Origin of the sequence: Terrabacter sp. C0L_2 (assembly GCF_036352015.1) — a bacterium.
Lineage (GTDB): Bacteria > Actinomycetota > Actinomycetes > Actinomycetales > Dermatophilaceae > Terrabacter > Terrabacter tumescens.
Window position 1 is genome coordinate 1765925 of the sequence record NZ_CP143557.1, and the last position, 25534, is coordinate 1791458.

Below are 25534 nucleotides of genomic sequence, written 5' to 3' on the forward strand. Positions count from 1 at the left end.
CACCCTCATGCTGATCCGACTGCTCCGCAGTCACCTGCGCCCCTACTCGGGCCAGATCGTGCTCATCTGCCTGGCCCAGCTGGTCAGCACCATGGCATCGCTCTACCTGCCGAGCCTCAACGGCGAGATCATCGACGAGGGCGTGGCCAAGGGCGACACCGGCTTCATCGTCAGCCACGGCGGCCTCATGCTCGCCGTCAGCCTCGTGCAGATCGCCGCGTCCGTGGGCGCGACCTTCCTCGCGGCCCGCGTCGCGATGGGGATGGGGCGCGACGTGCGCGCCAACCTCTTCGGCACCGTCGTCGACTTCTCCGCGCAGGAGGTGACCCGCTTCGGCGCGCCGACCCTCATCTCGCGCAACACCAACGACGTCACGCAGGTCCAGATGGTCGTCTTCATGGGCTTCGCGCTGCTCGTGACGACGCCGATCATGATGGTCGGCGGCATCATCATGGCGCTGCGCGAGGACGTCGGGCTCTCGTGGCTCGTCGCCGTCGCCGTGCCCCTGCTCGGCCTCTTCGTCGGGCTCGTCATCTCGCGGATGGTGCCGTGGTTCGGGCGCATGCAGACCTCGCTCGACGGGGTCAACCGCGTGCTGCGCGAGCAGATCACCGGCATCCGCGTCGTGCGCGCCTTCGTCCGCGAGGAGCACGAGGAGGCCCGGTTCGCCGAGGCCAACGGGCTGCTCACCAACGCCGGCCTCCAGGTCGGGCGCCTCATGGCGCTCGTCTTCCCGATCGTCATGTTCATCTTCAACCTGTCCACCGTGGCCGTCATGTGGTTCGGCGGGCACCGCATCGACTCCGGCGACATGCAGATCGGCGAGCTGACGGCGTTCCTGTCCTACCTCGTGCAGATCCTCATGGCCGTCATGATGGCGACCTTCATGGCGACGATGATCCCGCGTGCCTCGGTCTCGGCGACCCGAATCCAGGAGGTGCTCGACACCGAGTCGTCGGTCGTCGAGTCGGTGCAGCCCCTGCGCCTGCCCACCGGGTCGGCCGGGCTCGAGCTCGCCGGCGTCGACTTCCACTACCCGGGCGCCGAGGTGGCCGTGCTCCACGACGTCAGCTTCCGGGCCGAGCCCGGTCGCACGACGGCGATCATCGGCTCGACCGGAGCGGGCAAGACGACCCTCCTCGGTCTCGTGCCGCGCCTCTTCGACGCCTCGGCCGGCAAGGTCCGCGTCGGCGGGGTCGACGTGCGCGACCTCGAGCTCGACGAGCTGTGGGCCCGGATCGGCCTCGTCCCGCAGAAGCCCTACCTCTTCAGCGGCACGGTGGCGACCAACCTGCGCTACGGCAACCCCGAGGCGACCGACGAGGAGCTGTGGGACGCCCTGCGGATCGCCCAGGGGCAGGACTTCGTCCAGGCCATGGGCGGGCTCGAGGCGGCGATCGCCCAGGGCGGCACCAACGTCTCCGGCGGCCAGCGCCAGCGCCTCGCCATCGCCCGGGCCATCGTCAAGCGGCCTGACATCTACCTCTTCGACGACTCGTTCTCGGCGCTCGACCTATCGACCGACGCGCGGTTGCGCCGGGCGCTGCGTCCGGCCACGGCCCGCAGCACCGTCGTCATCGTGGCCCAGCGAGTGTCGACCATCGTCGACGCCGACCACATCATCGTGCTCGAGGACGGCCGCGTCGTCGGCCAGGGCACGCACGACCAGCTCCTCGACTCCTGCGAGACCTACCAGGAGATCGTCGAGTCCCAGCGCAGCGCGGAGGAGGCGGCCTGATGGCCGAGGGAGTCAAGACGGCCGAGGAGAAGGCCGCGGAGAGCCGCCGCGGTCCGGCCCGTCGGGGCGGTCCGCCCCACATGCAGATGGGCCAGCCGGGCGAGAAGTCGCTCAACTTCGGCCCGTCGGCCAAGCGGCTGATCGGTCGGCTGCGCCCGCACCGCGCGAAGGTCGTCCTCGTCCTCGTGCTGTCCGTCGCGAGCGTCGCGCTCAGCTCGATCGGCCCGAAGATCCTCGGCCGGGCGACCGACCTCATCTTCGCCGGCGTCATCGGCCGCCAGGTCGGCCAGAACGCGCCTCCCGGCACGACCAAGGAGCAGGTCGTCGCCGCCCTGCGCGCGCGGGGACAGACGACGTATGCCGACCTGCTGGGCAACGTCGCCTTCACCCCCGGCCAGGGCATCGACTTCGACGCCGTCGGCCGGGTGCTCATGCTCGTCGTCGGGCTCTTCGTCGCGGCCTCGCTGCTCATGTGGATCCAGGGCTGGATCCTGCAGGGCGTGCTCCAGCGCACGATGTACGACCTGCGCCAGGAGGTCGAGGCCAAGCTCAACCGGCTGCCGCTGCCCTACTTCGACAACCAGCCGCGCGGCGAGCTGCTGAGCCGCGTCACCAACGACATCGACAACGTCGGCCAGTCGCTCCAGCAGACGCTCTCGCAGCTGCTCAACTCGCTGCTCACGGTGATCGCGGTGCTCGGCATCATGTTCTGGATCTCGTGGCTGCTCGCCCTCATCGCGCTCGTCACCATTCCGATCTCGATCGTCGTGACGAGCCTCATCGCCAAGCGCTCGCAGAAGCTCTTCGTCCAGCAGTGGCGCAACACAGGCGAGCTCAACGGCATCGTCGAGGAGACCTTCACCGGCCACGGCCTCGTCAAGGTCTACGGCCGGCAGAAGGAGACCCGCGAGAACTTCCGGACGAAGAACGACGAGCTGTTCGGGGCCGCGTTCGGCGCCCAGTTCATCAGCGGCATCATCATGCCGGTCATGATGTTCGTCGGGAACCTCAACTACGTCGCCATCGCCGTCGTCGGCGGCCTCCGCGTCGCGTCCGGCACCATGACCCTCGGTGACGTGCAGGCCTTCATCCAGTACTCCCGCCAGTTCACGCAGCCGCTGACGCAGGTTGCGTCGATGGCCAACGTGCTGCAGTCGGGTGTCGCGTCGGCCGAGCGCGTCTTCGAGGTGCTCGACGCCGACGAGCAGGAGCCCGACCCCGTCGAGCCGGCCCGCATCGACGACCCGCACGGCGCCGTCGCCTTCGAGGACGTGTCCTTCTCGTACACGCCCGACAAGCCGCTCATCGAGGACCTCGACCTGTCGGTGCGACCGGGCCAGACCGTCGCCATCGTCGGACCCACGGGCGCCGGCAAGACGACGCTCGTCAACCTCATCATGCGGTTCTACGAGCTCGACGGCGGACGCATCACCCTCGACGGCGTCGACATCCGCGACCTGACCCGCCACGACCTGCGCTCGCGCATCGGCATGGTGCTGCAGGACACGTGGCTCTTCGGCGGCACGATCCGCGACAACATCGCGTACGGCCGACCTGGTGCCACGGACGAGGAGGTCGTGGCCGCCGCCAAGGCGACCTACGTCGACCGCTTCGTGCACTCGCTGCCCGACGGCTACGACACGGTGCTCGACGACGAGGCGTCCAACATCTCGGCCGGCGAGAAGCAGCTCGTCACGATCGCCCGCGCGTTCCTGTCCGACCCGGCCCTGCTCATCCTCGACGAAGCGACGAGCTCGGTCGACACCCGGACCGAGCTGCTCGTCCAGCACGCCATGGCGGCGCTCCGGTCCGACCGCACGAGCTTCGTCATCGCGCACCGCCTCTCGACGATCCGCGACGCCGACCTCATCCTGGTCATGGAGGACGGCCGCATCGTCGAGCAGGGTTCGCACACCGAGCTGCTCGCGACCGGCGGCGCCTACGCGACGTTGTATGCCGCGCAGTTCGCTGGTGCCGCAGCTGACCTCGACGACGCGGCGGGCGCTCCCGGTGGGCTGGACGGCACACCCGAGCTTGCCGGTGTCGGTGCGGGCGCGCCGGGACCCGGCGGTGGCCCGGGTGTGCCCACGCCGGACTCGGCGACGCCGGCCGACCCCAAGGTCGACTGAGCGCACCTGCACGGCGAGAGGCCCCGACGTCCCCGGCGGACGACGGGGCCTCTTGCCGTGTCCAAGGGCTTGTTAGCGCGTGGTTAGGGCACTCCCGGACTCTGTTCCCACGTCCCCTCGGGGGCGGGCCGGTCCGCAAGGGCAGTCCGGCCGACCGGCCCGATCACACGCCACCACAAGGAGATTCACCATGAACACTCGAGCCCGGAAGGCCACCTTCCGCACCCTCGCCACGACCGTCGTCCTGGCTGCAGCGACTGCCGGCGTCGTCCCCGTCGGGGCCGTCTCATCCGCCGACGCCGCCAGCGCGATGGTCACCCACGCCCGCAACTACGTCGGCACCTACCAAGGGCAGTGCAAGGTCTTCGTCCAGAAGATCTACGCCGAGGTCTACCCCAACACCCTCGGCACCGGCTACTACCAGGCCTACATCAACGCCGGCTACCACCGCGTGGCCAAGGCCGACGTCGTGCCCGGCGACATCATCCAGGAGACCGACTCCGGCTCGCACACCACGGGTATCCACACTGCCATCGTCTCGGGCGACCCGGCGGGCGCCGAGATCCGCGTCATCGACTCGAACTTCGTGGCGCCCAACAAGGTCGGGGAGCACACCTACAACCCGACGACGCACGCGGAGTCCCACGGCGGCGTCGCCTACTACTGGCACAAGGGCTGAACGTTCGGCCGACGACAGCACGACAGCTCGACAGCTCGACAGCTCGACAGCTCGACAGCTCGACACCGCGACGCCGCGGGGACCTCGGTCCCCGCGGCATCGCCGTGCCTCCCGGCTGTTCGGAGGACCTCGTTCCCGCGCCTCCGCCCCTGGCAGCTCCCGGTATCCCCACCCCCTGGCCGCACACGAACGAGGACCACGACGCCCCTGCGCGTCGTGGTCCTCGAGGTCGGGTGGTGCGGGCGTCAGCTCCCGGCGAGCCACTCACACGGGCCGTTGGCGGACTGGCCGCCCTTGACGCACCAGGCATCGACCGGAGCGGAGCTCGCGTGGCTCGCCGTGCCGGCGGCCAAGCCGAGCACTGCAGTGACGGTCAGTGCCGTGGCGATGCGGATGATCTGCTTCATGGTGGCGGTCCCCTTGGCTCGTCGAGGGCGACGGGTGCGCCCTGCTGATGTCTGCAATGTAAGGGCCGCCCGCCAACAAATCCCTAACAACTGGCTCGCGGGGTCAGGCCGTGGCGAGGGGTGGGAGCCGAAGGGCCTCCCGGCCGAGTCCCAGGCGTTGGAGGATCGCGGTCACCTCGTCGGGCTGGTCGGGCTCGGCGCCGGTCGAGCCGACGGCCGCACGGACGCGGTCGAGGCGAGCGAGGTCGCACGCGAGCTGGAGCTCGTCCCCCTCGGTCCGGCGTGCGTCGACGAGCCGGCGGGTCCGCTGCTGCGCCGAGCGCCAGTCACCGGCCGCGCAGTCCAGGTCGACGGCCAGACGCAGGCAGTCGAGGTCCTCACCGCCGGGCGCGTGAGCATCGAGCTGCGGACGGGCGGCCTGCAGCTCCTCGCCGGCCCGGTCGGGGGCGCCGCGCAGCAGCTGCGCCCGGGCGAGCGCGAGTCGGCAGTGGGCGGCCCCGAGCTCGTCCCGCAGGTCCTCGGCGATCCCCAAGGCCTCGGTGAGCAGGTCCTCGGCGTCATCGACCCGCCCCAGGTCGAGCAGGCCCTCGGACCGGGTCACGAGCCAGATGCAGGTCCGCCGCGTCGACCCGCCCTGCCGTGAGGCCTCGACCATCGTCGCGAGCAAGGGGTCACCGTCACCCGGGCGGCCCATGTTGCGCAGCAGCACGCCCCGTTGACCGTCAGCGCCCAACCGCCCCGACTCGTCCCCGCGCTGCTCGGCGAGGGCGGCCACGGCGGCATAGGCCTCGAGGGCCTCGTCGAACCTGTTGAGCACCATGGCGGCCCACCCGACCTGGACCGTCGCGGCCTGCTCGAGGGCGATGTCGCCCAGCGCGCGAGCGGTCTCGAGCCGCCGCGAGGCGACCGCGGGCAGCTCGGGGAAACGCCCCGCCTGGGCGAGCACACCGAAGAGGGCGCCGAGCAGCTGGGCCAGCAGGCCCTGGTCGCACGTCTCGGGGTAGTCGTCGAGCGCCAGGCGCAGGACGCGCTCCCGTTCGTCGTCGTAGGCCCGGACCGTGAGGAAGGTGCGCAGCGCGAGTGCGAGCCGGGCGGCGAGCTCGCGCTCCTCCAGGGCGACGGCGCCCAGCACGGCCGCCGTGAGGTTGATCCGCTCGGCCTCGAACCAGTCGGCCGGCGCCCGCGACGGCGCCGAAGTGAGCGGGGTGCCGGTCCCTGTGCCGGTCCCTGTGCCGGTACCGGCACAGGGACCGGTGCCGGCAAGTGGAGTCGTCGTCGACGGTGCGGGCCCATCGGCGCCGAGGTGCGCCTCGGCCACCAGGGCGAGGCTCAGCCAGGCGGAGTCGAGGCCCAGTGACAGGGCGTCGCGCGCGGCCGCACCCTCGGTGGCGAGCAACCGCTCGCGGGACAGCTCGACGACGAGGCTGTGCACCCGGAAGCGGGCCTGACCTGCCGCGTCGCGGCCGCTCGGTTCGACGAGGTGTCGGTCGATGAGCAGGTCGAGCGCCTGGCGCGCGTCACCACGGCTGACAGCGTCGCCCATCAGCAGCCGCGGCACCCACTCGGGCCACTCCCCGGACGTGGCGCCGAGGCGGGCGAAGAGGGTGGCAGCCGGATCGCCCAAGTCGCTCACCGAGGCTCCGATGCTCGCCCGCACGTCGATGTCTCCCACCGACAGCTCGTCGAGCCGCGCGTGCTCGCCCGACAGCCGGTCGCGCAGCTCGCCCAGCTCGAGGTCGGCGTTCGTCGCCAGCTTGGCCCCGGCGACGCACAGCGCGAGGGGGAGGTGGCCGCACAGGGCACTGATCTCGGCGACGACCGGGTCCACCCCCCTCGAGGTGCGGGTGCCGGCCACCCCGGGCGCCACGTGCCGGTCCGGACCGGCGAGCTCGACGATGAGCCCGGCCGCGTCCTCAGGCGACAGTGGCGGGACGGTGTGGCGACGCACCCCGACGAGGCCCGCCAGCTTGCTGCGTGAGGTGACGATGGCGGCAGAGCCGGGACCGGTGGGCAGCAGGCGTCGCACCTGCGCCTCGCTCAGGGCGTCGTCGAGCACGACGAGCAGCCGCTTGCGGTCGATCGTGCTGCGGTAGAGCGAGATGCGCTCGTCGGGGTCGGCCGGGATGGCGGCCGGGTCGACGCCGAGCGCCCGAAGGAACCGGGCGGCGACGTCGTGCACGTCCGCGGAGCCCCGGGGACCGTGGCCGAGGGCCGCGTGGAGTGTGCCGTCCGGGTAGGCGTCCCCGAGCGCGTGCCCGGCAGCGACGGCGAGGGCGGTCTTGCCGACCCCTCCGACGCCGACGAGGACGACGACGGTGGGTCGGCCGCTGTGGGCCGACGTCGGGGGAGAGGGGTGCGACTGGTCCGGTGTCGTGCCGCCGAGCTGTTCCGCCAGCGCGGTCAGCAGCTCGTCCCGGCCGACAAGGGTCCACGCCAGGGCCGGCAGCTCGCGCGGCACGGGCCTCGGCCGCGAGACCCCGGGGGAGGGGGCTGCCGCGACGGAGCGCCCCTCGAGGATCTCGACGTTGAGCTCGGCGAGTGCGGCGCCGGGCTCGACCCCGAGCTCGTCGACGAAGGTGCGCCGCAGGCGCCTGTACTCGTCACCGGCCTCGCTGCGCCGGCCGGTCGCGGACAGGGCCCGGAGCCGGTGGGCGTGGAGCCGCTCGTTCCACGGGTCGAGGTGCAGCTGGCTCGCGGTCGCAGCCAGAACCTGGTCGTGCAGGCCTGCGGCCGCGAGCGACTCGACGAGCAGGTCGACGGCGCCGACCCGCTCGTCGTGCAGCGACTGCACGAGGGTCGCGACCTCGGTGTCGGTGCTGGCGGGAGCTGCGTCGCTGAGCGGTGAACCGCGCCAGAGGTCCAACGCCTGCTCGAGAGCCCGGACGGCTGCGGCCGGGTCGCCCGCCTCGGCCGTGCCGCGTGCCTCCGTGACGAGTCGGCGGAAGTCCACGACGTCGAGCCGGTGCCGGCCCATCCGCAGCTGGTAGCCGAACGGGCGGGTCGCCACGAGATCGCGGTCATGGGTCGCGAGTCGGCGCCGCAACCCGGCGATGAGGTTCTGCAGCTGCTGCTTCGCGGTCGGGGGCGGCTCGGTCCACAGGACGTCGATGAGTCGCTCGGTGGGGACGAGCCGGTCGGCGCCGAGGACGAGCATCGCGAGCACCAGACGCTCACGGCCGCTGCCGAGAGGCACCTGCACCCCGTCGTCGGTGAGGACCTCGACCGGCCCCAGCACCCCAAATCGCACGGGTCATTGATACCCGACGCCGAACATGGCGGGGCAAGCCGAACCGCCGTGGCCCCGGCTCGGTCTGGGGCGGCTCGGTCGGCTGGCGGGGTTAGTCGAATGTTAGGGAAGCGTCGAATCGTGTGCGGTGGCAGGCACCCCGCTTGCACACGGCACGTGGCACACGGCATACGTCCGCGTCGTGCCGATGGAGCGGCCGACGTGGCTCGGCCTCACAACCCACAGGGAGACACTCGATGAAGACCCAGCCCACCCGCCGCGCCGTCCTGCGCTCGGCGCTCGCGACCGCAGTGCTCTCGACCGCGGTCCTCACGGCCGGACCGGCGCTCACGGCGCAGGCCGCCCCGAACGACCCGATCTCCCGCGCCGACGTCATCGCCCGCGCCCAGAACTGGATGAACCGCAACATCCAGTACAGCCAGTCCGGCACGGCCACCGGGCCGGACGGCGTCTACTCCTGGCGCCGGGACTGCTCGGGCTTCGTCTCGATGGCCCTCAAGCTCGGCCCCACCGGCCTCAGCGCCCCCAACACGACGGCCCTCGCCGGCTCGACGTACAGCTTCGGCATCTCGAAGGCCAACATGAAAGCGGGCGACTACCTCGTCGACGCGGGCAACCACGTCGTGCTCTTCCACAAGTGGGCCAACACCGACCACACGCAGTTCTGGCTCTACGAGGAGTCCAACCCGACCGACGACATGAACCACCGCATCGCCAACCTCAGCACCTACGCCGGCTACGTCGCCCGCCGCGCCGACAACATCCGCGACTGACCGACCCGACGGTGCCCGCCCCGATCCTCCCGGGGCCGGCACCGTCGTGCTACCAGCCGGTGCTACCAGCCGGTGCCACCAGCAGGTGCCACCAGCCGGTGCTACCAGCCGGTGCGGCCGAGCGTCTGGCGGACCGAGTCGCGGATCGAGACCATGTCCCAGTTGAACGGGTCGGCGCGGCCCGCGGCACTTGTCTCCCGGTGGGCCCGCACGAAGCGGTGGTCGTGCCCGAGCGCGCCGACGATCCGGGCCGCGACCACGACTGCGACGGACTTCTGCACGCTCGTGGCGTACTGCGTGGGCTCGGCCGACGTGGCGGCATACTCGATCTGCACCCCGACGTAGAGCACGTCGGCCGGGCCCTCGGGCACCGGCCCGTTGGCCAGGGCCCGTCCGGCGTGGTGGGCGCGTCCGGCGGCGATCACCCAGCACTCGCCGTTGCGGTCGACGAGCACGTGGCACCGCGGGGCGCCCGACGCGCCCCCCGTCCCGGCCGTCCCGTCGCCGGTCAGCGCGGCGAGCGACGGGGCCGGCGCCTCCGGCGTCGCGAAGGCGCCGGTGTGGTGCAGGAGCACGCCGACGGGCGCGAACAGTCCGGTCGCCGCGCGGGACTGCCAGCCCGGGGTCTCGTGGACGGTCAGGCCTGCGTCGGACAGTGCGTCCGCGAGCCAGAGGAGGCTCGTCGCGGCGGCAAGGTCCTCCGGCGAGGACGGGGAGAGCGGGCCGCCGGCGCGCGGTGCATGGGCCATCTGGGCCTCCTTCGATGACGCCGGGCGATCCGGTCGCGATCGAACCCTGCCGACCGTCAGTAACAACGCCCTAACCGCGACCCCACCGTCAGCCGCAGTCCGGCGTGACGGGCCGTTCGCCCGACCACGGCCCCGAGCGGCACGGAGCCGTCAGGGCTCGAGGAGCACCGGGCCGGGTCCCCGCTCGGAGAGCACGTCCGACGGGTTGTTGAGGGCGCAGGTGCGCAGGCTGAGGCAACCGCAGCCGATGCACGAGTCGAGCTGGTCGCGCAGCCGCTCGATGCGTCGAATCTGGTCGTCGAGACGACTGCGCCAAGCGCGCGAGAGGCGGGCCCAGTCACCGGCGGTTGGAGTGCGTCCCTCCGGCAGCGTGGCGAGCGCGGCCCCGATCTCGTCCAGGGACAGGCCGATTCGCTGGGCGGCGCGGATGAACGAGACGCGCCGGATCGTGACCCGCTCGTAGCGCCGTTGGTTGCCGGAAGTGCGCACCGAGTCGATGAGCCCGAGGTCCTCCCAGTAGCGCAGCGCCGACGTCGCGGCGCCGGTGCGCTCGGCGACCTGGCCGATCGTGAGCGTCGACATCTACGCGATCCGAGCCTCGGCCAGCCGCGCGACGATCTCCTCGACGGTCTCGTCGGGCGTCTGCTGCGAGCTGTCGAGCCAGAGCCCGATGTGCGGGGTCTCGGTGCGCACCTTGTGGTCGAAGTCGCGGATCGACCACAGGTCGCCGTAGCCGACCTTGGCCCGCTCCGACTCGCGCTGCATGACCGTGCCGACGTCGGGCGCCAGCATGACGAGGCTGAGCGGCCGCGCGGTCAGCTGGTCGAGGAACGGCTGAAGGCTCGCGCCGACGAAGAGGTCCTGCACGACGACGGTGAAGCCGGCCGCGGCGTACTCGTTCGCGGAGTGGGCCGTGATGGCGTGGCGCAGGGCGAGCTGACGCTCGGCCTCCGGGTCGCCGTGCGGCGACATGTCGACGCGTCCGCGCACGACGACCCGCCGGAACTCGTCCCCGCGGAGGTGGACGGCACGCGAGAAGCGCTCGGCGAGGAGCTGGGAGACGGTCGACTTGCCCGCTGCCATGACGCCGGTGACGACGATGACCTGCGGGATGTCGACGGCGGGGTGGAGGGGCCGGTCGCTCACGTTGCACCACCCTAGGGGGCGGCGCCCCAAAAGTCGCCGGACCTCAGGTGACGTCCAGGTGCCCCTCACCGATGGCGTATGCCGTCCCCCACCTTCTCGTCGAGTGGCCCCGTCGTCCCATGGCCAGGACACCCATGGCCAGGCCGCAGACGAGCTCGAGTGGCCCCGCCGTCACACCGGTCACCCGACGACGTGTGGGGCAGGTGTGACGGAGAGGCCACTCGACGAGTAGGTGGGACGGTCGTCAGGCGTAGGCCTCGACCTCGTCGGGCGTGGCCCGGCGCACGACGACGCGGGTCCAGGCGCCGACGTAGAGCCGGTCGTCGTCACTGAGCTCGGTCTTGGGTCCGACGGCAATGGCCGTGACGGGCAGCGGTCCGGCGGCCGGTCCGACGAAGGTGCCGTTCGAGCTGCCGAGGTCCTCGACGAACCAGCGCGTGCCGTCGGTGGTCAGCTGGGCGTGCCGGCGGCTGACACCCGGGTCGGACGACAGGTCGATCTCGGGGTGGGTGTTCTTGCTCGTCGACACGCGCCCGAGCAGCACGCTGCGGTGGCGCAGCGGCATGATCGTCGGCAGCCCGGGGGAGGGGCAGGGGTCCTCCGCCTCCTGGGTCTGGTACCAGTCGGGGTCGACCCAGACCTCGGCCAGCCACTCGAACGTCTCGGGTGCCGCCCCCGTCCCGTTCCCCGCCGACGAACCAGCAGCCGAGCCCGTCGCGGCACCGGTGGCCGAGCCTGCCGTCGCTGCAGCCGCGGCCTCCGGGCCGGGGACGGCTTCGCCGTCGGGCTCGGTGTCGTCGAGCTCGCCGGGACCGGCCGAGGGGTCGCGCGGCATGGCGCCGGTCGTGAAGTCGTAGCCGCAGGCCTCGCAGAACAGCGCACCGTCGGGGTTCTCGGTCTTGCAGTTCGGGCACACGAGCGCGCCGGGGGTGGCCGGAGGCTCGACGGGCGCGCTCGCCGCGGCGGACGGCATACCCGATGGTCCGAGGTCGAGCGACGATCCCGTCGACGACGGTGCAGGGGCACCGGCCGGCCCGGCGCTCGCCGCCGGCTGCGCGCTCGCGTCGATGGGCGATCCGCAGGTGTCGCAGTAGTCCTCGGCCTCGGACGTGTGTCCGTTGGGGCAGACAGCGCTCATCGGCGCACCCGGCTCGTCTTCGTCGAGGCGGTGTCGAGCGACATCTCGTCGATCTTGGACGCGCCCTTCTTGAGGCGGACCGTGCCGGTGTCGGCGTCGTCGATCTCGACGACCTTGCGCAGGCGAGAGGTCATCTCGTCGTTGCCCGTCATGCCTGCGAGCTGCACCGCGCGGCCGAGCTTGGACGTCGCGACGTCGTCCTGGCCGGCGGCCTTGGCGGCCAGGCCCTCCTGGATGACGGTGGCGAGCTCGGCCTGCCCGGTGTAGGCGGCGACGGCGGGGTCGATGCGCGTCGTCAGCGAGTCGTCGTTGCTCCACTTGGCCTTGACGAGCGCCTGCGCGACGGGGTCGCCGCCGAGCGAGAACTGGACGCGGGCGGCGAGCTGCTCCTGCCCGAGCGTGCGCGCCGGGAGGCGGACGGCCACGTGGTAGTCGCGGCTCTCGTCGGACCACGCGCCGGTCGGGTAGGCGCCCGTGAGCGGGTTGACGACGGTGCGGCGCGAGGTGAGGTCCTCGAGGGTCGGCGAGACCTGCTTGACGAAGAGCAGCTCGGCGCCCTGCGGGACCCACACGCGCAGCTCGGAGTTGGCGACGCCGCGCGACATCGAGGCGCGCATCATCGCCTCGAACTCGGCCGCCATCTCCTCGGGAGCCGGGATGAGGTCGACGGTGCCGAGCAGCGCCGAGGCGATGCCGCGCACCTCGTCGACGCGCCACTGGTCACCGACGCCGCGGCAGTCGCACTGGAAGGCGCCGACACAGCTTGCGACCGCAGCCTGCAGCGAGGCCGGGGTCTCGCCCTCGTTGACGCCGTCGGTGAGCAGGATCGCGTGGCGCTTGGTGACGTGGGGGACGGTCTCGAAGATCTGGCGGGCGAGGGTCAACCACGTGCCCATCGCCGTGCCGCCGTTGGCGCGCAGCCCCTCGATGGCGCGGTTGGCCTCGCCCCGGGTGTGCGCCGACATCGGCACGAGGGCGCCCTGGTGGCTGTAGGGGTAGACGATCTGGGCCGTGCCGTTGCCCGAGACGATCGAGAAGAGCGTCCCGTCGACGATCTCGGCGAGCGCCGCCTTGGCAGCCTCTCCGGCGGCAGCCACGCCGCGGCGGCCCATGGAGCCCGAGGTGTCGATGAGGATGACCTCGGCGGCCGACCCTGGATCGGTCGTCCCCGACGAGGCCGTCGCGGTGGACGCACCCGTGGACGTGACCCGCACGATGGCGTGCACGTCGGTGCCCCCGTCGGGCAGGAACTCGTTCTGGAACACCTCTGCCGTGAAGTCAGCCATCCGTCGGGTCCCCTTCCACCGGCGCCGCCGGTGCGGTCGCCTCGCTCGTCGTGCTCGATCCTCGCCCAGCCAGTCTGGCGAGGGCAACCGTGATGTTGTCGCGTCCGCCCTGCTCGTTGGCGAAGTCGACCAGCGCCTGCGCCACCGCGGTGGGAGTGGGCTCCTCGAGCCGGCCGGCCGCCTCGTGCAGCAGGGTGCGCAGCGCCTCGGCCTCGGAGCAGTAGTTCCAGAGGCCGTCGGAGCAGACCATGAGCCAGCCGGGCGTCGCCGTCACCGTCGTCAGGTGGGGCGTGAGGTCGTCGGGGGCGTCGCGGCCGAGCCAGCGCGTGATCGAGTGCGCGTGCGGACCGGTCTCGGCCTCCTGGCGGGGCACTCCCGCGGCCATCTGCTCCTGGGCGAAGGAGTCGTCGCGCCCCAGCTGGCGCGCGGGCTCGTCGGCGGCGTCGGGCAGCCAGTAGACGCGGCTGTCGCCGACGTTGCCCGCGACGATGACGTCGTCCTCGACGACCGCGGCCACGAAGGTGCACGAGGGCGGGTTGGGCACGTCCTCGACGACGGCGGCGGCCACGGCCTCGTTGGCCCGGGCGACGGCGCCCGTCAGCGCCCGGCCGGCGCCGGCCGCCCACGCGTCCGGGGTGCCCGCGCCCTTGGGGAACGGCTGGTCGAGGACAGCTCGCGCCGCCTTGGCCGCGGCGAGCGAGGCGATGTGCGAGTCGGTCGCCATCGAGACGCCGTCGCAGACGACGAGGACCGCGCGTGATCCCGGCGCCTCGGCGGCGCTGAGCGACATGGCGTCCTCGTTGCGGGCGTGGCGCCTGCCGATGTCGCACACGCCGCCCACCCAGGAGGTGGGTGACTCGACGAGGTGGTCGCGCGGGTTGGGCGGCGGCGTGCCGCAGTGGTCGCAGTAGCCGTCGACGATGCGTCCCTGGCCGCAGGCGTGGCAGGTCAGCTCGTCGTCGACCGGGGCCACCGCTGCCGAGGGCACCGCGCCGGTCCAGCCGACGTCGAGCGGCGACTCCTCGCCGGCCGGGGCGGTCTGCGGCGTCGCGGAGGCGAGCACGGCTGCCTCCTCGACCTGCCCGGGGGCTGCGGGCGTCCCGGGAGCCCCTGCCACACCGGGCGGCTGCGAGCCGGCCGCACGGGGCGCGACGACGAGGTCGGCGCCGCAGGCCTCGCAGAAGCTCGACTCGGCGGGGTTGGCCGTGCCGCAGACCGGGCAGTCCCGCGACGCCGTCGGCGTCGCACTGGCAGGAGCAGCGGCAGGGCCGGGGTCGGACGCAGCGTCAGCGGGGACCGGAGCGGGGTGGGGCGCTCCCGTCGTCGGGATGTGGGTCACCAGAGGCTCCAGGGTCGGATGGCGTTGGCCTCGTCGACGAGGGGGACGCGCTCGGACAGGTCGGGGGTGCGCTTGGCCAGCTCGCGCAGGGCCTCCTCGAGCCCGACTCGCAGACCGTTGGGGGTGCCCTTGTGCTCACCGAGACGGACGTCGGCCTTGTTGCCGGTCTTCTCCACCGTCACGAGCGCCTCACGGTAGATCAGCGTCGTCAGCTCGGCCCGGCGCCGCGCCGACAGCGACGTGTCGTCGAGCGTGCGCAGCGCCTCGGCGAGGTCGGGCAGCCCGCGGTTGGCCTTGGCCAGCAGCTCGGCCAGGCCCGCCCGCGCGGTGCGGTAGGCGCTCGACTGGATCGGGACGAGCCGGTATGCCGCGACGGCGCCGTCGACGTCGGACCGCGCGGCCCGGATGCGGGCGAGGCCGAAGGCGGCCATCGGGACGTAGGTCGCGTCGGTGCGCGCGCACGCGACGTAGAGGTTCTCGGCGACCGCGTCGTCGCCCGCCTGCTCCGACGCCTGGGCGAGGGCGAGCTTGGGGGCGAGCTCGCCGGGGACCTGGCCGTAGACGGCGTTGAAGGCCGCCTGGGCCGCCCGGGAGTCGCCGCGCTCGAGCGCCGCGAGGCCCTGGACCCAGACCGCGCGCCACTCCCAGGGGTCGGCCTTGAGCAGCTCGGCCGCGGTGGACTCGGCCACGTCGGGCTGGCCCGCGTCGAGGGCGGTGCGGGCCTGCTCGAGCAGCACCTCGGTCGTGCGCACGGCGGCCCGCTTGAGCGTGGAGAGCCGCTCCTCCGGCGTGCCCGACACGGTCGTCAGCCAACCGGTCTGCGGGTCGTGCGGGTCACGCCGCAGCGCCGGCAGGTTGCGCCAGTCGTCGGGCTCGTTGCCGGGGGTCGGCACGTCGAAGAGCAGCGAGCTGACCGTCGACGTCGCGGCGCCCGCCCCGCGGTCGAGGGCCACGACCTCGCGCAGCACACCGACCATCTGGGAACGCAGCTCGTCTGCGGAGACGAAGCGGTCGTCGCGGTTGGGCGCGCACGCCTTGGCGACGAGCCGGTAGAAGGAGTCGTAGCGCTGGAAGACCGGCACGGTGTCCTGCGCGGGCAGGACGTTGAGGTAGGTCGTCTGGTAGCCGCGGAACTCCATCGTCAGCACGACGAGCGTGCGACCGATCGTGTAGATGTCCGAGGCGGCGGACACGCCGAGCTCGGCGACCTCGGGCGCCTGGTAGCCGACGGTGCCGAAGATCGCCGAGTCCTCGTCGTCGGCGCGGCGGACGCCACCGAGGTCGATGAGCTTGACCTCGTCGCCGACCTGGATGATGTTGTCGGGCTTGAAGTCGCAGTAGACGAGCCCGAGGTCGTGGAGGTACTGGAACGACGGGAGGATCTCGAGGATGTAGGCGAGGGCCTGGTCGACGGGGAGCGGGTCGTACTTGCCGGCCGCCTGCAGGCGTTGCTTGAGGATCGACTTGAGCGAGGTGCCGCCGACGTACTCCATGACGATGTAGCCGGCGTCGTCGTGCGTCACGAAGTTGTAGATCTCGACGATGCTCGGGTGCGAGACCTGGGCGAGGAAGCGCTGCTCGGCGATGGCCGCGGCGAGGGCGTCGGGGTCGGCGGAGTTGAGCAGGCCCTTGAGCACGACCCATCGGTCGGAGACGTTCTTGTCGCGCGCGAGGTAGATCCAGCCGAGACCGCCGTGCGCGAGGCAGCCCGCGACCTCGTACTGTCCCGCGACGAGGTCGCCGGCCTTGAGCTTGGGGTCGAAGGAGAAGGGGTGGCGGCACTTGGCGCAGAAGCCGGTCGTGCGGCCGGGCTTGCCGTCCCGCCCGCGGCCGACGGGCTCGCCGCACTTGGGGCAGTAGCGCTTGTTCTCGGGGACCGACGGGTTGGTCAGCAGGGCCTTGGCGGCGTCGATCTCGGGCGCCGGGCGCACGGTGGTGATGCCGCCACCGAGGCGGGCCGAGCGCAGGCGCTGCGAGCCTCCGGTGCGGCGGGTCGCGATCGAGCCCGACTCGCGGGCCCGCTTGGAGCCCAAGGCCGCCGACGCGAGGTTGCTCGAGGCTGCGGAGCGCGTCGAGATCTCCGGGCCGACGCCTGCCGTGGCGGTGGAGACTGCCGTCTCGACGCCGGCAGCGCTGCCGTTCGGGGGGTCGGCGGGAGCGGCGTAGCCGGCGACGCTCAGCTGGTCGGCCGGCGTGCCGCAGACGTTGCAGTATCCGGCCTCGATCGTGCCGGTGCACCCGGGCTGCTGGCACGCGCCGCCCTCGGGGATGGCCGGACCGCCGCTCGGTGCGGGCACGGGTGGGAGGGATGCCGCGCTGCCCGGGGACGCGGCGGCACCCGCCACGACGGGGACGGGGTTGGACCCGGCGGCCATGCCGCAGAGGTCGCAGTAGCCGTCGACGATCGTTCCGGTGCAGCCCGGCTGCGTGCAGGTCATGGGCGTGGCCTCTGGGGTCGGGGTGAAGAAGGACGGGGGGCCGTGCGCCCGGCGCGCGGCTGGGGCCGGGTGGCCGTGTCGACGTAGGCCGAGAAGGCGGCTGCCAGCGCACGGGCGCGGGCGATCGGCAGGGGCCGTGCGGTGAGGGTCTCGTCGAGCCGGCGCCGCAGCTCGCCCACGTCCTCGGCCGCCTCGGGTGCGAGCGTGGCCGAATCGGCCATCGCACCGACGGCGCCGACGAGGCCGACGACCTCGTCGCGCTCGGCCAGCCCCGCGGCATACGTCTCGTGGGCGAGGTCGAGGGCCCGCGAGACGCGCTCGAGCTTGTCGCGGTATGCCGTGAGCTCGGCTGCCGCCTGCGGCACCGGTCCCAGCGCGCGGACGTTGGGGATGGCGAGGTGCGGGGCGGGGGTGATCGCCTCGACGCAGGCGCGCTCGAGGGCGCGGATGGCGGCGGCGCGGGCGTCGAGCTCCTCGACCTGCTGCTGGGTGCGGACGCGGCTGCGGGCGGCGGAGGCGCGCTCGGCGGCGGCGACGATGAGGTCGCGCTCGAGCACGGCCACGTCGATCTCGAGCGGGCCGATGATGCCGCCGACGTCGGCGCCGCGCCGCGCGCGCTCGACGAGGTCCTCCATGCGACGGTCGAGCCGCGCGAGCTTCTCGGTGGCGTCGTCGCGCTGGGCGCCGGCCGGGACGAGCGGGATCTGGTCACGGGTGCGCTCGATCCCCGCGCGCACCAAGGTGATTCGCTGGGTTGCCTCTGCGGCGCCGGGGGCGAGCGAGGCGCGCGCCTGGAGCGTGCGGGTCAGCGAGTCGAGCAGCCGGCACGCCTCGGGCAGGCTGACGGCGAGCGAGCCGCTCGACGGCAGCGCGAGGTGCTCGGTCGTGTTGGAGTCGAGGCGTCCGTGGATGAGGGTCGAGAGCCGCTCGGCCTCGACCGGGCCGACGCGGCCGCCGTCGAACGTCGTCTCGAGCAGGGTCAGCCGGTCGCTGACGGCCTTCCAGAAGGTCAGGGCGACCGTGAGGTCGTTGGTGATCGCGACCTGCTCGGCCTGCGAGAGCTTGAGCACGGCGCGGTCGACCTCGCCGAGGTCGGCCCGGCGCTGGGCGACCCACTCGCGCAGGGCGAAGAGGTACGTCTGGGCCTCGGCCGCCTGGACGGGCACACCGAGGCGACCGGGCGCCGTCGGCGCGGCGGTGCCCGGGTCGGGGTGGCTCTGCGGCACCGCGGTCATCGTCCGTAGACCGGTGTCGGGGGCGCCGGCGCCGGACCGAGCGGCGCGGCGAGCCAGCGGTTGTAGATGGCCTTCCACTCGCCGTCGGCCACGAGGTCGGCGATGACGCGGTTGACGTAGCGCGCGAGGTAGGTGTCGGCCTTGTTGAGGCCGAGGCCGTAGGGCTCGACGGTGATGGCCTTGGCGCTCGTGATGACGGTGTTGGGGTCCTGGGCGGCGAGGCCGGCGAGCACCGTGTCGTCACCGGTGATGGCGTCGGCCTTGCCCTGCTGGAGCAGCACGAGGCAGCCGGTGTGCGTGCCGGCGGTGACGACGACCGGTCCGTCGGCCTTGGTGGGCTGGGCGACCTGCTGGAGCTTGGTCAGCGACGTCGTGCCGGTGGGGGCGCAGACCCGCTTGTCCTTGAGCTCGGCCAGTCCCCACGAGGCGGCATTCTTGTCCTCGGTGACCAGGCTCTTGGAGATGAGGACCTTCTGGCCGGAGCGGTAGTACTCGGCGGAGAAGGCGATGTCGTTCCAGCGGCCGCACGTCATCGACATGTTGCGCGCGACCATGTCGACCTCGCGGTCCTTGAGGAGCGGGATGCGGTCGCCTGCGGTGATGACGCGCAGCTGCACCTTGCTCGGGTCGCCGAAGATCGCCTTGGCGACGGCCCGGGCCATGTCGATGTCGAAGCCCTCGATGCCGCCCGTGAAGGCGTTTCGCGCCCCGAAGAGGTAGGTGTCCGCGGAGACGCCGACGGTGAGGTAGCCCTTGTCGATGATCTTGCGCATCGCGGCGTCGCTGATCTCGCCCCGGCTCGGCAGGCTCGAGAGGGGGGCGTAGGACTGGGTGGCGTTGTCGCACGTCGGCGCGGCCACGGCGGGCGCGCTGCTCGACGGCTTGGGCGCCGACGACGTGGGCAGCTGCGTCTCGGCGTACGTGACGCCCGAGCAGCCGGCCAGCGCGCCGAGCCCGACGACCGCGACGAGGACGGAGAGGCGGCGCCGCAGCGACGACGTGAGGGCGCTCATCGGTACTCCTCGATCCGCTGGCCGATACCTCGGACCACGAGCCACGACGCGGCCAGCGCCACGAGGGCGACGACGACGGCGAGCAGCGGTGCGCTCCCGCCCTGGCCCTGCAGGTTGGTGACGGTCGTCTTGCCGGCGTCGTCGCGCGCCTTGGTCACGGCGACGTCGAAGTCGCCGAAGGTCTTGGCAGCCCCGTCGGTGGCCGTGCTCGTCGAGAGCTTGACGGCGTCGTCCCACCGGCCGCCGTCGTCGAGCGAGCGGACCTTCTGGTGGGAGGCGACGTAGTCGCCCCACAGCGAGATGAGGGTCGCGTCCTGGAGGCGGTCGAGGTCGGTGTCGACGTCCGTCCTGTCGGTCTTCCACGACGTCTCGTTGGCGGCGCCGGAGCCGCGCTTGATGAGGGTGAGGCTCTCGTTGGCGCGGGCGTCGTTGGCGGCCGTCGTGATGTTCGCGAGGGTCACGGCGCTCTGGAAGTCGCCCAGGGCGACGGCCCGGGTCGCCCTGCCGATGCCGGTGATCGTCGTCGCCGTGACGAAGAGCGCGACGAGGAGCAGCGCGATGGCGCCGGTGAGGGACGGGTTGAGGTAGCGGTGCGTGCGCTTCGCGAGCCAGACCGCGAGGGCGACGAGCCCGATGAGGGACAGGACGCCGACGAGCAGCTGCAGGCTCGAGTTGCTCCGGTCGAACTCCTTGCTCGAGCGGTCCTCGTTGGCCTTGACGACCTGCGTCACGATCGGGATGGCGTCGGCCCGGAGTCCCGCGCTGGCCTGCGTGAGGTACTGCGCCCCGACCGGCAGGCCGAGGCGGTTGTTGCTGCGGGCCTGCTCGACGAGGGCGGCATACGTCTGCACCCGCTCGGCGAGCACGCCGAGGGCCTTGCCGTCGGCGGGCTGGGCGGCGGCCGCCGTCGCGATGCCGGACGCGACGCGGGACATGGCGGCCTCGTAGCGGGCGCGGGACTCGGCGGACTCGAGGCCGCCGACGAGGAAGGCGTTGGTGGCGACGGCGTCGGCGCGCAGCAGGTCGACGTGGATCGACTGGGCGCGCACCACCTGCGCCGTGTTGTTGGCGGCGCGCTCGACGGCGGCTTGCGAGGCGAGCAGCGCGTTGGCACTGACCGCACCGAGCAGCACGGCGGCGATGACCCCGAGCAGGCCGAAGAGGCGCATCCGGCCCGGCGTGCCGTGCAGGAGCCGGCCGGCGATGCCGCGTGCGCCGGGGACGCCGCCGGACAGGCTGCCGGACAGGCTGCCGGCGATGGTCCGCGGCGGCTGGGTGCCGGGCGCGCCGGACGACGCGCCCGCCGGGATGGCGACGGGGATGTTCGTCGTCGGTGCGCTCATGCGGTGTCCTCGTGCTCGGTCGCGCTGGGGTCGGCGTGCTCGTCGTGCGTCTCGTCCGCTTCGTCGTGCTGGTCGTGCTGGTCGTGCTCGTCGTCCGAGACTGCCCCATCGGGGGCCGCCGGACCATCAGGGTCTGCCCTGACCCCCGCCGGATCCTGCGTGGTCTCGCCGGGCTGCTCGGGCTGATCGGTGTCGTCGGGCTGCTCGGTCTCGTCGGGCTGCTCCGTGAAGTCGCCCGCGGTGAGTAGACGCAGCTCGTCGCGCGTCGGCTCCGTCGCGTCCTTGAGCCGCCACGCGTGCCGGCCGACGGCGTGCTCGAACAGGTTGCGCGAGAAGCGCCCGTTGCCGAAGGCGGGGGTGCGCGGCGTCGCCTCGAGCTGGTGCCGGACGCGGGTGCGGGCGTCGTCGGTCAGCTCGTAGTCGCTGCCGCCCGCGATGGAGTCGAGGACGGCGAGCAGCTCGTCGTCGGAGTAGTCGTCGAACTCGATGGTCGTCGTGAAGCGGCTCGCGAGACCGGGGTTCTGGGCGATGAAGCCGACCATCGGGTCGGGGTAGCCGGCCACGATGACGACGAGGTCCTCGCGGTGGTCCTCCATCTCCTTGACGAGGGTGTTGACGGCCTCCTGGGCGTACTGGTCGCCGGTCAGGGCGTAGGCCTCGTCGATGAAGAGCACGCCGCCGGTCGCCTTGGCGCAGACCTCGGCCGTCTTCATCGCGGTCTGCCCGACGTAGCCGGCGACGAGCTCGCTGCGGTCGACCTCGACGAGCTGGCCCGTGGGCAGCAGCCCGAGCGCCCTGTAGATGCCGCCGACGAGGCGGGCGACGGTCGTCTTGCCGGTGCCGGGGTTGCCGACGAAGATCAGGTGCCGGCTCATCTTCGGGGCCTTGAGCCCGGCCTCGGTGCGCATCTTCTCGACGGTGAGCAGGGCCACCTGCCGGTGGATCTCCTTCTTGACCCGGGCCAGCCCGATCATCCCGTCGAGCTCGGCGAGCAGCTCCTCGACGGTCCGCTCGGGCTCGGCGGGCTCCTCCGGCGCGGGGGCGGGCTCGGTCGGCGCGGCAGCCGCGGTGGTACCGACCGGGTCGCCGACGGGACCGCCCGGTGCGACGGACGGGTCGACGCTCCGGGGGTCCAGCGGGCCGGGGATGCTGGGCCGCATCGTGTCGGGGGAGCCGAGACCCATCCCTGGTATGCCGGCCGGCACGTTCCCGGGGAACGCGGGCACCCGCTCGGCCGACGGCATACGGGCTGCCGCGAGGTAGGCGCCCGACGCGGCAGAGGCGTTGGCGATGACCCAGATCGGCGCGGTGCCGAGCATGACGGCCGAGGAGGCGACCTCGGTCAGCGCCTCGGCGTACTCGGCGGCGAGGCCGTGCCGAGCGCCGACGAGCGTCTCGAGCAGCTCGGTCGGGGCGCCGCGCCAGCGACGCCCGCGGGACGCGGCCTCGAAGAAGGCCTCGTTGATGGAGGCGAGGTCGGTCAGGCCCGGGTGGGCCACCTCGGCCCACGCAGGCGCCGCGCCGGGCACCGACTCGGCCAGGGCGGCCGCGACGCGCAGCCCCTCGTCGCGGGCGGCGGCCGGGTCGAGGCCGGCCTCGGCGGCGACGTCGCTCAGCTGCTCCAGGCTCTCGGCGAGGCGGGACTCGTCACTGCTCATGCGTTCGGGCATCCTCACTCGGGCGGGGCCAGCGGGCCTGGCGACAGGGACGGTCCGGGCGGCGGCGGCACCACCTGCACCGGGTCGGGGCCGAGCCCGAGCGCGCCCCCGGCCGAGGCCTGACCGAACTTCTGCTCGAGGAACGCCCCGTGCACGATGATCGCCTCGGCGTCGGCGCGGCACACGGCGTCGTAGACCTTGTCCATCGTCGTGCCGAGCAGGTCGAGCTGGTCGACGAGGAGCATCACCGAGCTCTTGCCCGCCGCGATGGGACGGGTGTCGGCCCAGTCGCGGGGCAGGCGCAGGTAGTTGCCGATGGCGACCGGGAGGTAGTCGGTGGCGGTGGCCATGACGCTGAAGCCCTGGCTGCTGCCGAGGCCGAGGGTGTCCAGGCGCGGCAGGGTCTGGCGCACGATCCGGGTGACGCGCAGCAGGCGGGAGAGCACGACGCCCGGCACGCGGCCCTCACGGGCCTGCGCCTCGATGGAGTCGAGCGCGCCGAGCAGCTGCTCGGTGGTCGGTGGTCCCGAGCGCACCGGCTCGGGTGCCTCGGGCCTGTCCAACCCGAACCACGACCGGATTCCCACTGCGTTGTTCCCCTCTGGTGTGTCGTGCGCCGACCGTCGACCGGCCACGCACATCCTGCACGAGCTCGACGGGCCTGCTGCGTCAGGCCGCCTGGCTCACCGGCTCGAGCCGAGGTCGAGCAGTCCGGGTGCGGCGTTCTCGGCGCGCCGGGCGTCCTGCTTGGAGACGCGGTCGAGGTAGGAGCGCGACTTGGCGACCTCGGTCTCGAGCGTGCCGATCGTCGCGGCCATGTTGTCGAGCGCCCGCACCTTGAACTGGTCGATGGTGTCCATCGTCTCGTAGATGTTGGCGAACGCCTTCTGCAGCGACTCGATCGACAGGGTCGAGCTGGCCGACTGCTCCTGGATGCGCGCCGAGTTCTGCTTGAGCGCCTCGGACGTGCGCTCGATGATGCCCGAGGTCGTCACGTTGAGCGCCGTGATCTGGTCGAGGACGAGCTGCTGGTTGTTGAGGGCCTGGGCGACGATGACGGCGGTGCGCAGGGCCGAGACGGTGGTCGTCGTCGCGCGGTCGACGCCCTTGATGAGCTCGATGTTGTTCTTGATGATGATGTCGATCGCGAGGTAGTTCTGGATCGACACGGCGAGCTGGGTCAGCAGGTCCTGGTGCTTCTGGCGGACGTAGAAGAGGACGTCCTCGCGCAGCGCCTTGGCCTTCTCGGGGTCGCTGGACTCGACCGTGGCGACCTGGGCGGCGAGCTTGGCGTCGAGCCGCTCGGCGACGTAGACGTACTGGTTGAGCCGGCCCATCGACTCCCAGAGGTTCTTCTTCTCGAGGTTGAGGGCGACGTTGTCCTTGACGAGCTCGTCCTGGCCGGACTGGAGCGAGTGCAGGATGCCGTTGAGGTGGCTCTGCGCCGACTGGTACTTGCGGAAGTAGTCGGTGACCTTGTCGCCGAACGGGATCATGCCGAGGAACTTCTTGGCGCCGGTGGCCTGGCCCGGGTCGAGGTCCTCGACCGTGCGGCGCAGGTCGAGCAGCGTCTTGCCGACCTTGGAGTTGCCCGACAGGCCGCCCTCGTTGAGCGCCTTGACCGGCATCTGGAGCATGCGGTTGCTGCTCTCGGCGGCGAAGCGCACCTCGTCGTTGCCCATGCTGCGCACGTCGGCGGCCTTGGTCTCCCACTCGGGGGAGCGGGCGGCGGCCTTGCTGAGGGACTCGAGGTAGGTGTCGACCTTGGCGTCGAGACCGGGCAGCGCGGCCTCGGGCACCGCCGGGGCCATCTTGGGGGCGGCGGTCTCGGCCACGGGCGCGGTCGGCGCGGGCGCCGTGAGGATGAAGGCCTCGCCGGGCGGCGGCTCGAGGGGGGCGACCTGGGCGGGTGCGGCCGCGGTCGCCTGCTGGGCGGCGGGCTGGTCAGTCATCTCTTGCGGGTCCTTCCCTCGCGTGCCGGCCGCGTCGGCGACGCGACCGAAGTCCCTCGCCCGTCGAGCGGGACCGCCGCCGGGACCGTGGGAGGTGCACCGCGGAGGGCGCACGACACACGCCGGCGGCGCGCTCGCTGGGCGTACGGCCACTCTACGTGCCGCGCGCCTGCGACGGATGGGTGAACGAGTGGGTTCCGTGGCCCCGCAGACCCCCTCCGGACCTCCTCGATGAAGCACGAGGAGAGAGGGAGCGACCGCGGCTCGGAGTCAGGGGAGGTTCCGAGCCGCGGCCGCGAATGTGGGGCCCCACACCTCTCGAACGGGTGGGGTTACCCGCGGGTTCCCCCGTCCCGCCGGAGAGTCGTCGAGCCCCCGGGGTCGTGGCTCAGCCGAACTGCCAGGAGCGCTTGCTCAGGCCGAACCAGAAGCCGTCGATGACGCTCTTGTTGTCGAGGCCGCCGGACTCGTAGGCCGCGCCGAGCGTGACGAAGAGCGGCGCGAAGTGCTCGGTGCGCGGGTGCGCCTCGTGCGCGGCCGGTGCCTTGTCGAGGAAGTCGAGCAGGCTGTCGACGTCCTGGGCCTTCATGGCCTCCTGGGCCCAGTGGTCGAACTCGGCGCTCGCCCGCGGCGGCGTGCCGTCGGAGCCACCGGCCGGGTTGAACCAGCGCAGGTTGTGGGTCGTGAAGCCGGAGCCGACGATCATCGTGCCCTGCTCGCGCAGCGGGGCGAGGCGCCGGCCGACCTCGAAGAGGCCGCGCGGGTCGAGCGTCGGCATCGACATCTGGAGCACCGGCACGTCGGCGTCGGGGAACATCTCCTTGAGCGGGACGTAGGCGCCGTGGTCGAGCCCGCGAGCCTCGTCGCGGTGCACCTGGTGGCCGGGCCAGGTGAGCAGCTTCGTCACGTCGTCGGCGAGCGTGGGGGCGGCCGGGGCGTCGTAGGTCACCTCGTAGTACTTCTGCGGGAACCCCCAGAAGTCGTAGGTGAGCGGGGCGCCGGTCGTCGAGCCGAGCGTCGTCGGCGCGTCCTCCCAGTGCGCGGACACCATGAGGACGTCCTTGGGCTTCGGCAGGTCGGCGGACCACCCGGCGAGCTCGCCCGTCCAGCGCTCGTCGTCGGCGAGCGGCGGGGCGCCGTGGCTGAGGTAGAGGACGGGGGCTGACATGGTGGTTCCTTCCGAAGTTGTTGAAGTCTAAACTATCAGAGGGAACGTGGCCTCGGGCGCCATCATTCCCGAGGACGTATGCCGTGGGGCCCGCTT

At 72.6% G+C, this 25534-nt stretch carries 21 protein-coding genes; 4 read left to right on the top strand and 17 right to left on the bottom strand.

Annotation, left to right across the window (positions count from 1 at the left end; translation table 11 throughout):
• Nucleotides 1–7: 7 nt before the first annotated feature.
• The 3 genes from U5C87_RS08250 to U5C87_RS08260 all read left to right on the top strand — a co-directional run bounded on the left by U5C87_RS08250 (nt 8) and on the right by U5C87_RS08260 (nt 4546).
• Nucleotides 8–1738 (top strand): ABC transporter ATP-binding protein, encoded by a 1731-nt coding sequence (locus tag U5C87_RS08250; RefSeq protein WP_330476116.1) that lies wholly within the window; start codon nt 8–10, stop codon nt 1736–1738.
• Nucleotides 1738–3867 (top strand): ABC transporter ATP-binding protein, encoded by a 2130-nt coding sequence (locus U5C87_RS08255; RefSeq protein WP_330476117.1) that lies wholly within the window; start codon nt 1738–1740, stop codon nt 3865–3867. Before U5C87_RS08250 ends, U5C87_RS08255 begins: the two co-directional genes overlap by 1 nt.
• 190 nt (nt 3868–4057) lie before the next feature.
• Nucleotides 4058–4546, top strand: a complete 489-nt coding sequence (locus U5C87_RS08260; protein ID WP_330476118.1) for a hypothetical protein — start codon at nt 4058–4060, stop codon at nt 4544–4546.
• Nucleotides 4547–4791: 245 nt separating this feature from the next.
• On the opposite strand, the gene U5C87_RS08265 is transcribed toward U5C87_RS08260, so the two are convergent.
• Both U5C87_RS08265 and U5C87_RS08270 read right to left on the bottom strand, forming a co-directional pair.
• Nucleotides 4792–4953 carry a hypothetical protein gene (locus tag U5C87_RS08265; RefSeq protein WP_330476119.1) on the bottom strand — a complete coding sequence of 54 codons (162 nt, stop codon included), beginning with the start codon at nt 4951–4953 and terminating at the stop codon, nt 4792–4794.
• A 103-nt stretch (nt 4954–5056) separates the two neighbouring features.
• The gene (locus U5C87_RS08270) at nt 5057–8200 is read right to left on the bottom strand and encodes an AfsR/SARP family transcriptional regulator (RefSeq protein WP_330476120.1); all 3144 of its coding nucleotides are present in this window, start codon (nt 8198–8200) and stop codon (nt 5057–5059) included.
• Nucleotides 8201–8436: 236 nt separating this feature from the next.
• On the opposite strand from U5C87_RS08270, the gene U5C87_RS08275 reads away from it, so the two are divergent.
• Nucleotides 8437–8973 carry a hypothetical protein gene (locus U5C87_RS08275; protein WP_330476121.1) on the top strand — a complete coding sequence of 179 codons (537 nt, stop codon included), beginning with the start codon at nt 8437–8439 and terminating at the stop codon, nt 8971–8973.
• 101 nt (nt 8974–9074) lie between these two features.
• On the opposite strand, the gene U5C87_RS08280 is transcribed toward U5C87_RS08275, so the two are convergent.
• From U5C87_RS08280 to U5C87_RS08350, 15 genes are all read right to left on the bottom strand, one after another.
• Nucleotides 9075–9722 carry a peptidoglycan recognition protein family protein gene (locus tag U5C87_RS08280; protein WP_330476122.1) on the bottom strand — a complete coding sequence of 216 codons (648 nt, stop codon included), beginning with the start codon at nt 9720–9722 and terminating at the stop codon, nt 9075–9077.
• Between the two features lie 150 nt (nt 9723–9872).
• A complete protein-coding gene (gene soxR, locus U5C87_RS08285) occupies nt 9873–10304 on the bottom strand; it encodes a redox-sensitive transcriptional activator SoxR (protein ID WP_330476123.1) in 432 nt (143 codons plus the stop codon).
• On the bottom strand, nt 10305–10868 hold the full coding sequence (locus U5C87_RS08290) for an AAA family ATPase (protein ID WP_030195346.1): 564 nt from the start codon (nt 10866–10868) through the stop codon (nt 10305–10307). It lies immediately after the preceding gene.
• A 43-nt stretch (nt 10869–10911) separates the two neighbouring features.
• The gene (locus tag U5C87_RS08295; protein ID WP_330476124.1) at nt 10912–11043 is read right to left on the bottom strand and encodes a hypothetical protein; all 132 of its coding nucleotides are present in this window, start codon (nt 11041–11043) and stop codon (nt 10912–10914) included.
• A 69-nt stretch (nt 11044–11112) separates the two neighbouring features.
• Nucleotides 11113–12006 (bottom strand): FHA domain-containing protein, encoded by an 894-nt coding sequence (locus U5C87_RS08300; protein ID WP_330476125.1) that lies wholly within the window; start codon nt 12004–12006, stop codon nt 11113–11115.
• Nucleotides 12003–13292, bottom strand: a complete 1290-nt coding sequence (locus tag U5C87_RS08305; protein ID WP_330476126.1) for a VWA domain-containing protein — start codon at nt 13290–13292, stop codon at nt 12003–12005. The genes U5C87_RS08300 and U5C87_RS08305 overlap by 4 nt, the downstream gene beginning before the upstream one ends.
• Nucleotides 13285–14631, bottom strand: coding sequence for a protein phosphatase 2C domain-containing protein (locus U5C87_RS08310; protein WP_330476127.1), 1347 nt, complete (start codon nt 14629–14631; stop codon nt 13285–13287). Before U5C87_RS08310 ends, U5C87_RS08305 begins: the two co-directional genes overlap by 8 nt.
• On the bottom strand, nt 14628–17069 hold the full coding sequence (locus tag U5C87_RS08315; protein ID WP_330476128.1) for a serine/threonine-protein kinase: 2442 nt from the start codon (nt 17067–17069) through the stop codon (nt 14628–14630). The genes U5C87_RS08310 and U5C87_RS08315 overlap by 4 nt, the downstream gene beginning before the upstream one ends.
• Nucleotides 17066–18304 (bottom strand): hypothetical protein, encoded by a 1239-nt coding sequence (locus U5C87_RS08320; protein WP_443082109.1) that lies wholly within the window; start codon nt 18302–18304, stop codon nt 17066–17068. The genes U5C87_RS08315 and U5C87_RS08320 overlap by 4 nt, the downstream gene beginning before the upstream one ends.
• On the bottom strand, nt 18301–19317 hold the full coding sequence (locus tag U5C87_RS08325) for a glutamate ABC transporter substrate-binding protein (RefSeq protein ID WP_330476130.1): 1017 nt from the start codon (nt 19315–19317) through the stop codon (nt 18301–18303). Before U5C87_RS08325 ends, U5C87_RS08320 begins: the two co-directional genes overlap by 4 nt.
• Nucleotides 19314–20660: a hypothetical protein gene (locus U5C87_RS08330; RefSeq protein ID WP_330476131.1), complete on the bottom strand. Its 1347-nt coding sequence runs from the start codon at nt 20658–20660 to the stop codon at nt 19314–19316. Before U5C87_RS08330 ends, U5C87_RS08325 begins: the two co-directional genes overlap by 4 nt.
• Nucleotides 20657–22318 carry an AAA family ATPase gene (locus U5C87_RS08335; protein WP_330476132.1) on the bottom strand — a complete coding sequence of 554 codons (1662 nt, stop codon included), beginning with the start codon at nt 22316–22318 and terminating at the stop codon, nt 20657–20659. Before U5C87_RS08335 ends, U5C87_RS08330 begins: the two co-directional genes overlap by 4 nt.
• 14 nt (nt 22319–22332) lie before the next feature.
• Nucleotides 22333–22854: a hypothetical protein gene (locus U5C87_RS08340; RefSeq protein ID WP_330476133.1), complete on the bottom strand. Its 522-nt coding sequence runs from the start codon at nt 22852–22854 to the stop codon at nt 22333–22335.
• 147 nt (nt 22855–23001) lie between these two features.
• Nucleotides 23002–24270, bottom strand: a complete 1269-nt coding sequence (locus tag U5C87_RS08345; protein ID WP_043416425.1) for a toxic anion resistance protein — start codon at nt 24268–24270, stop codon at nt 23002–23004.
• Between the two features lie 388 nt (nt 24271–24658).
• A complete protein-coding gene (locus U5C87_RS08350; protein ID WP_330476134.1) occupies nt 24659–25438 on the bottom strand; it encodes a dioxygenase family protein in 780 nt (259 codons plus the stop codon).
• Nucleotides 25439–25534: the final 96 nt, after the last annotated feature.

What these genes read in the sequence shown, in the direction of transcription:
- soxR (WP_330476123.1), bottom strand. Translation starts at nt 10,304, where the DNA reads ATGTCGACGCTCACGATCGGCCAGGTCGCCGAGCGCACCGGCGCCGCG.
- U5C87_RS08335 (WP_330476132.1), bottom strand. Translation starts at nt 22,318, where the DNA reads ATGAGCAGTGACGAGTCCCGCCTCGCCGAGAGCCTGGAGCAGCTGAGC.
- U5C87_RS08345 (WP_043416425.1), bottom strand. Translation starts at nt 24,270, where the DNA reads ATGACTGACCAGCCCGCCGCCCAGCAGGCGACCGCGGCCGCACCCGCC.
- U5C87_RS08280 (WP_330476122.1), bottom strand. Translation starts at nt 9,722, where the DNA reads ATGGCCCATGCACCGCGCGCCGGCGGCCCGCTCTCCCCGTCCTCGCCG.
- U5C87_RS08315 (WP_330476128.1), bottom strand. Translation starts at nt 17,069, where the DNA reads ATGACCTGCACGCAGCCGGGCTGCACCGGAACGATCGTCGACGGCTAC.
- U5C87_RS08320 (WP_443082109.1), bottom strand. Translation starts at nt 18,304, where the DNA reads ATGACCGCGGTGCCGCAGAGCCACCCCGACCCGGGCACCGCCGCGCCG.
- U5C87_RS08350 (WP_330476134.1), bottom strand. Translation starts at nt 25,438, where the DNA reads ATGTCAGCCCCCGTCCTCTACCTCAGCCACGGCGCCCCGCCGCTCGCC.
- U5C87_RS08325 (WP_330476130.1), bottom strand. Translation starts at nt 19,317, where the DNA reads ATGAGCGCCCTCACGTCGTCGCTGCGGCGCCGCCTCTCCGTCCTCGTC.
- U5C87_RS08250 (WP_330476116.1), top strand. Translation starts at nt 8, where the DNA reads ATGCTGATCCGACTGCTCCGCAGTCACCTGCGCCCCTACTCGGGCCAG.
- U5C87_RS08305 (WP_330476126.1), bottom strand. Translation starts at nt 13,292, where the DNA reads ATGGCTGACTTCACGGCAGAGGTGTTCCAGAACGAGTTCCTGCCCGAC.
- U5C87_RS08255 (WP_330476117.1), top strand. Translation starts at nt 1,738, where the DNA reads ATGGCCGAGGGAGTCAAGACGGCCGAGGAGAAGGCCGCGGAGAGCCGC.
- U5C87_RS08330 (WP_330476131.1), bottom strand. Translation starts at nt 20,660, where the DNA reads ATGAGCGCACCGACGACGAACATCCCCGTCGCCATCCCGGCGGGCGCG.
- U5C87_RS08265 (WP_330476119.1), bottom strand. Translation starts at nt 4,953, where the DNA reads ATGAAGCAGATCATCCGCATCGCCACGGCACTGACCGTCACTGCAGTG.
- U5C87_RS08275 (WP_330476121.1), top strand. Translation starts at nt 8,437, where the DNA reads ATGAAGACCCAGCCCACCCGCCGCGCCGTCCTGCGCTCGGCGCTCGCG.
- U5C87_RS08260 (WP_330476118.1), top strand. Translation starts at nt 4,058, where the DNA reads ATGAACACTCGAGCCCGGAAGGCCACCTTCCGCACCCTCGCCACGACC.
- U5C87_RS08300 (WP_330476125.1), bottom strand. Translation starts at nt 12,006, where the DNA reads ATGAGCGCTGTCTGCCCCAACGGACACACGTCCGAGGCCGAGGACTAC.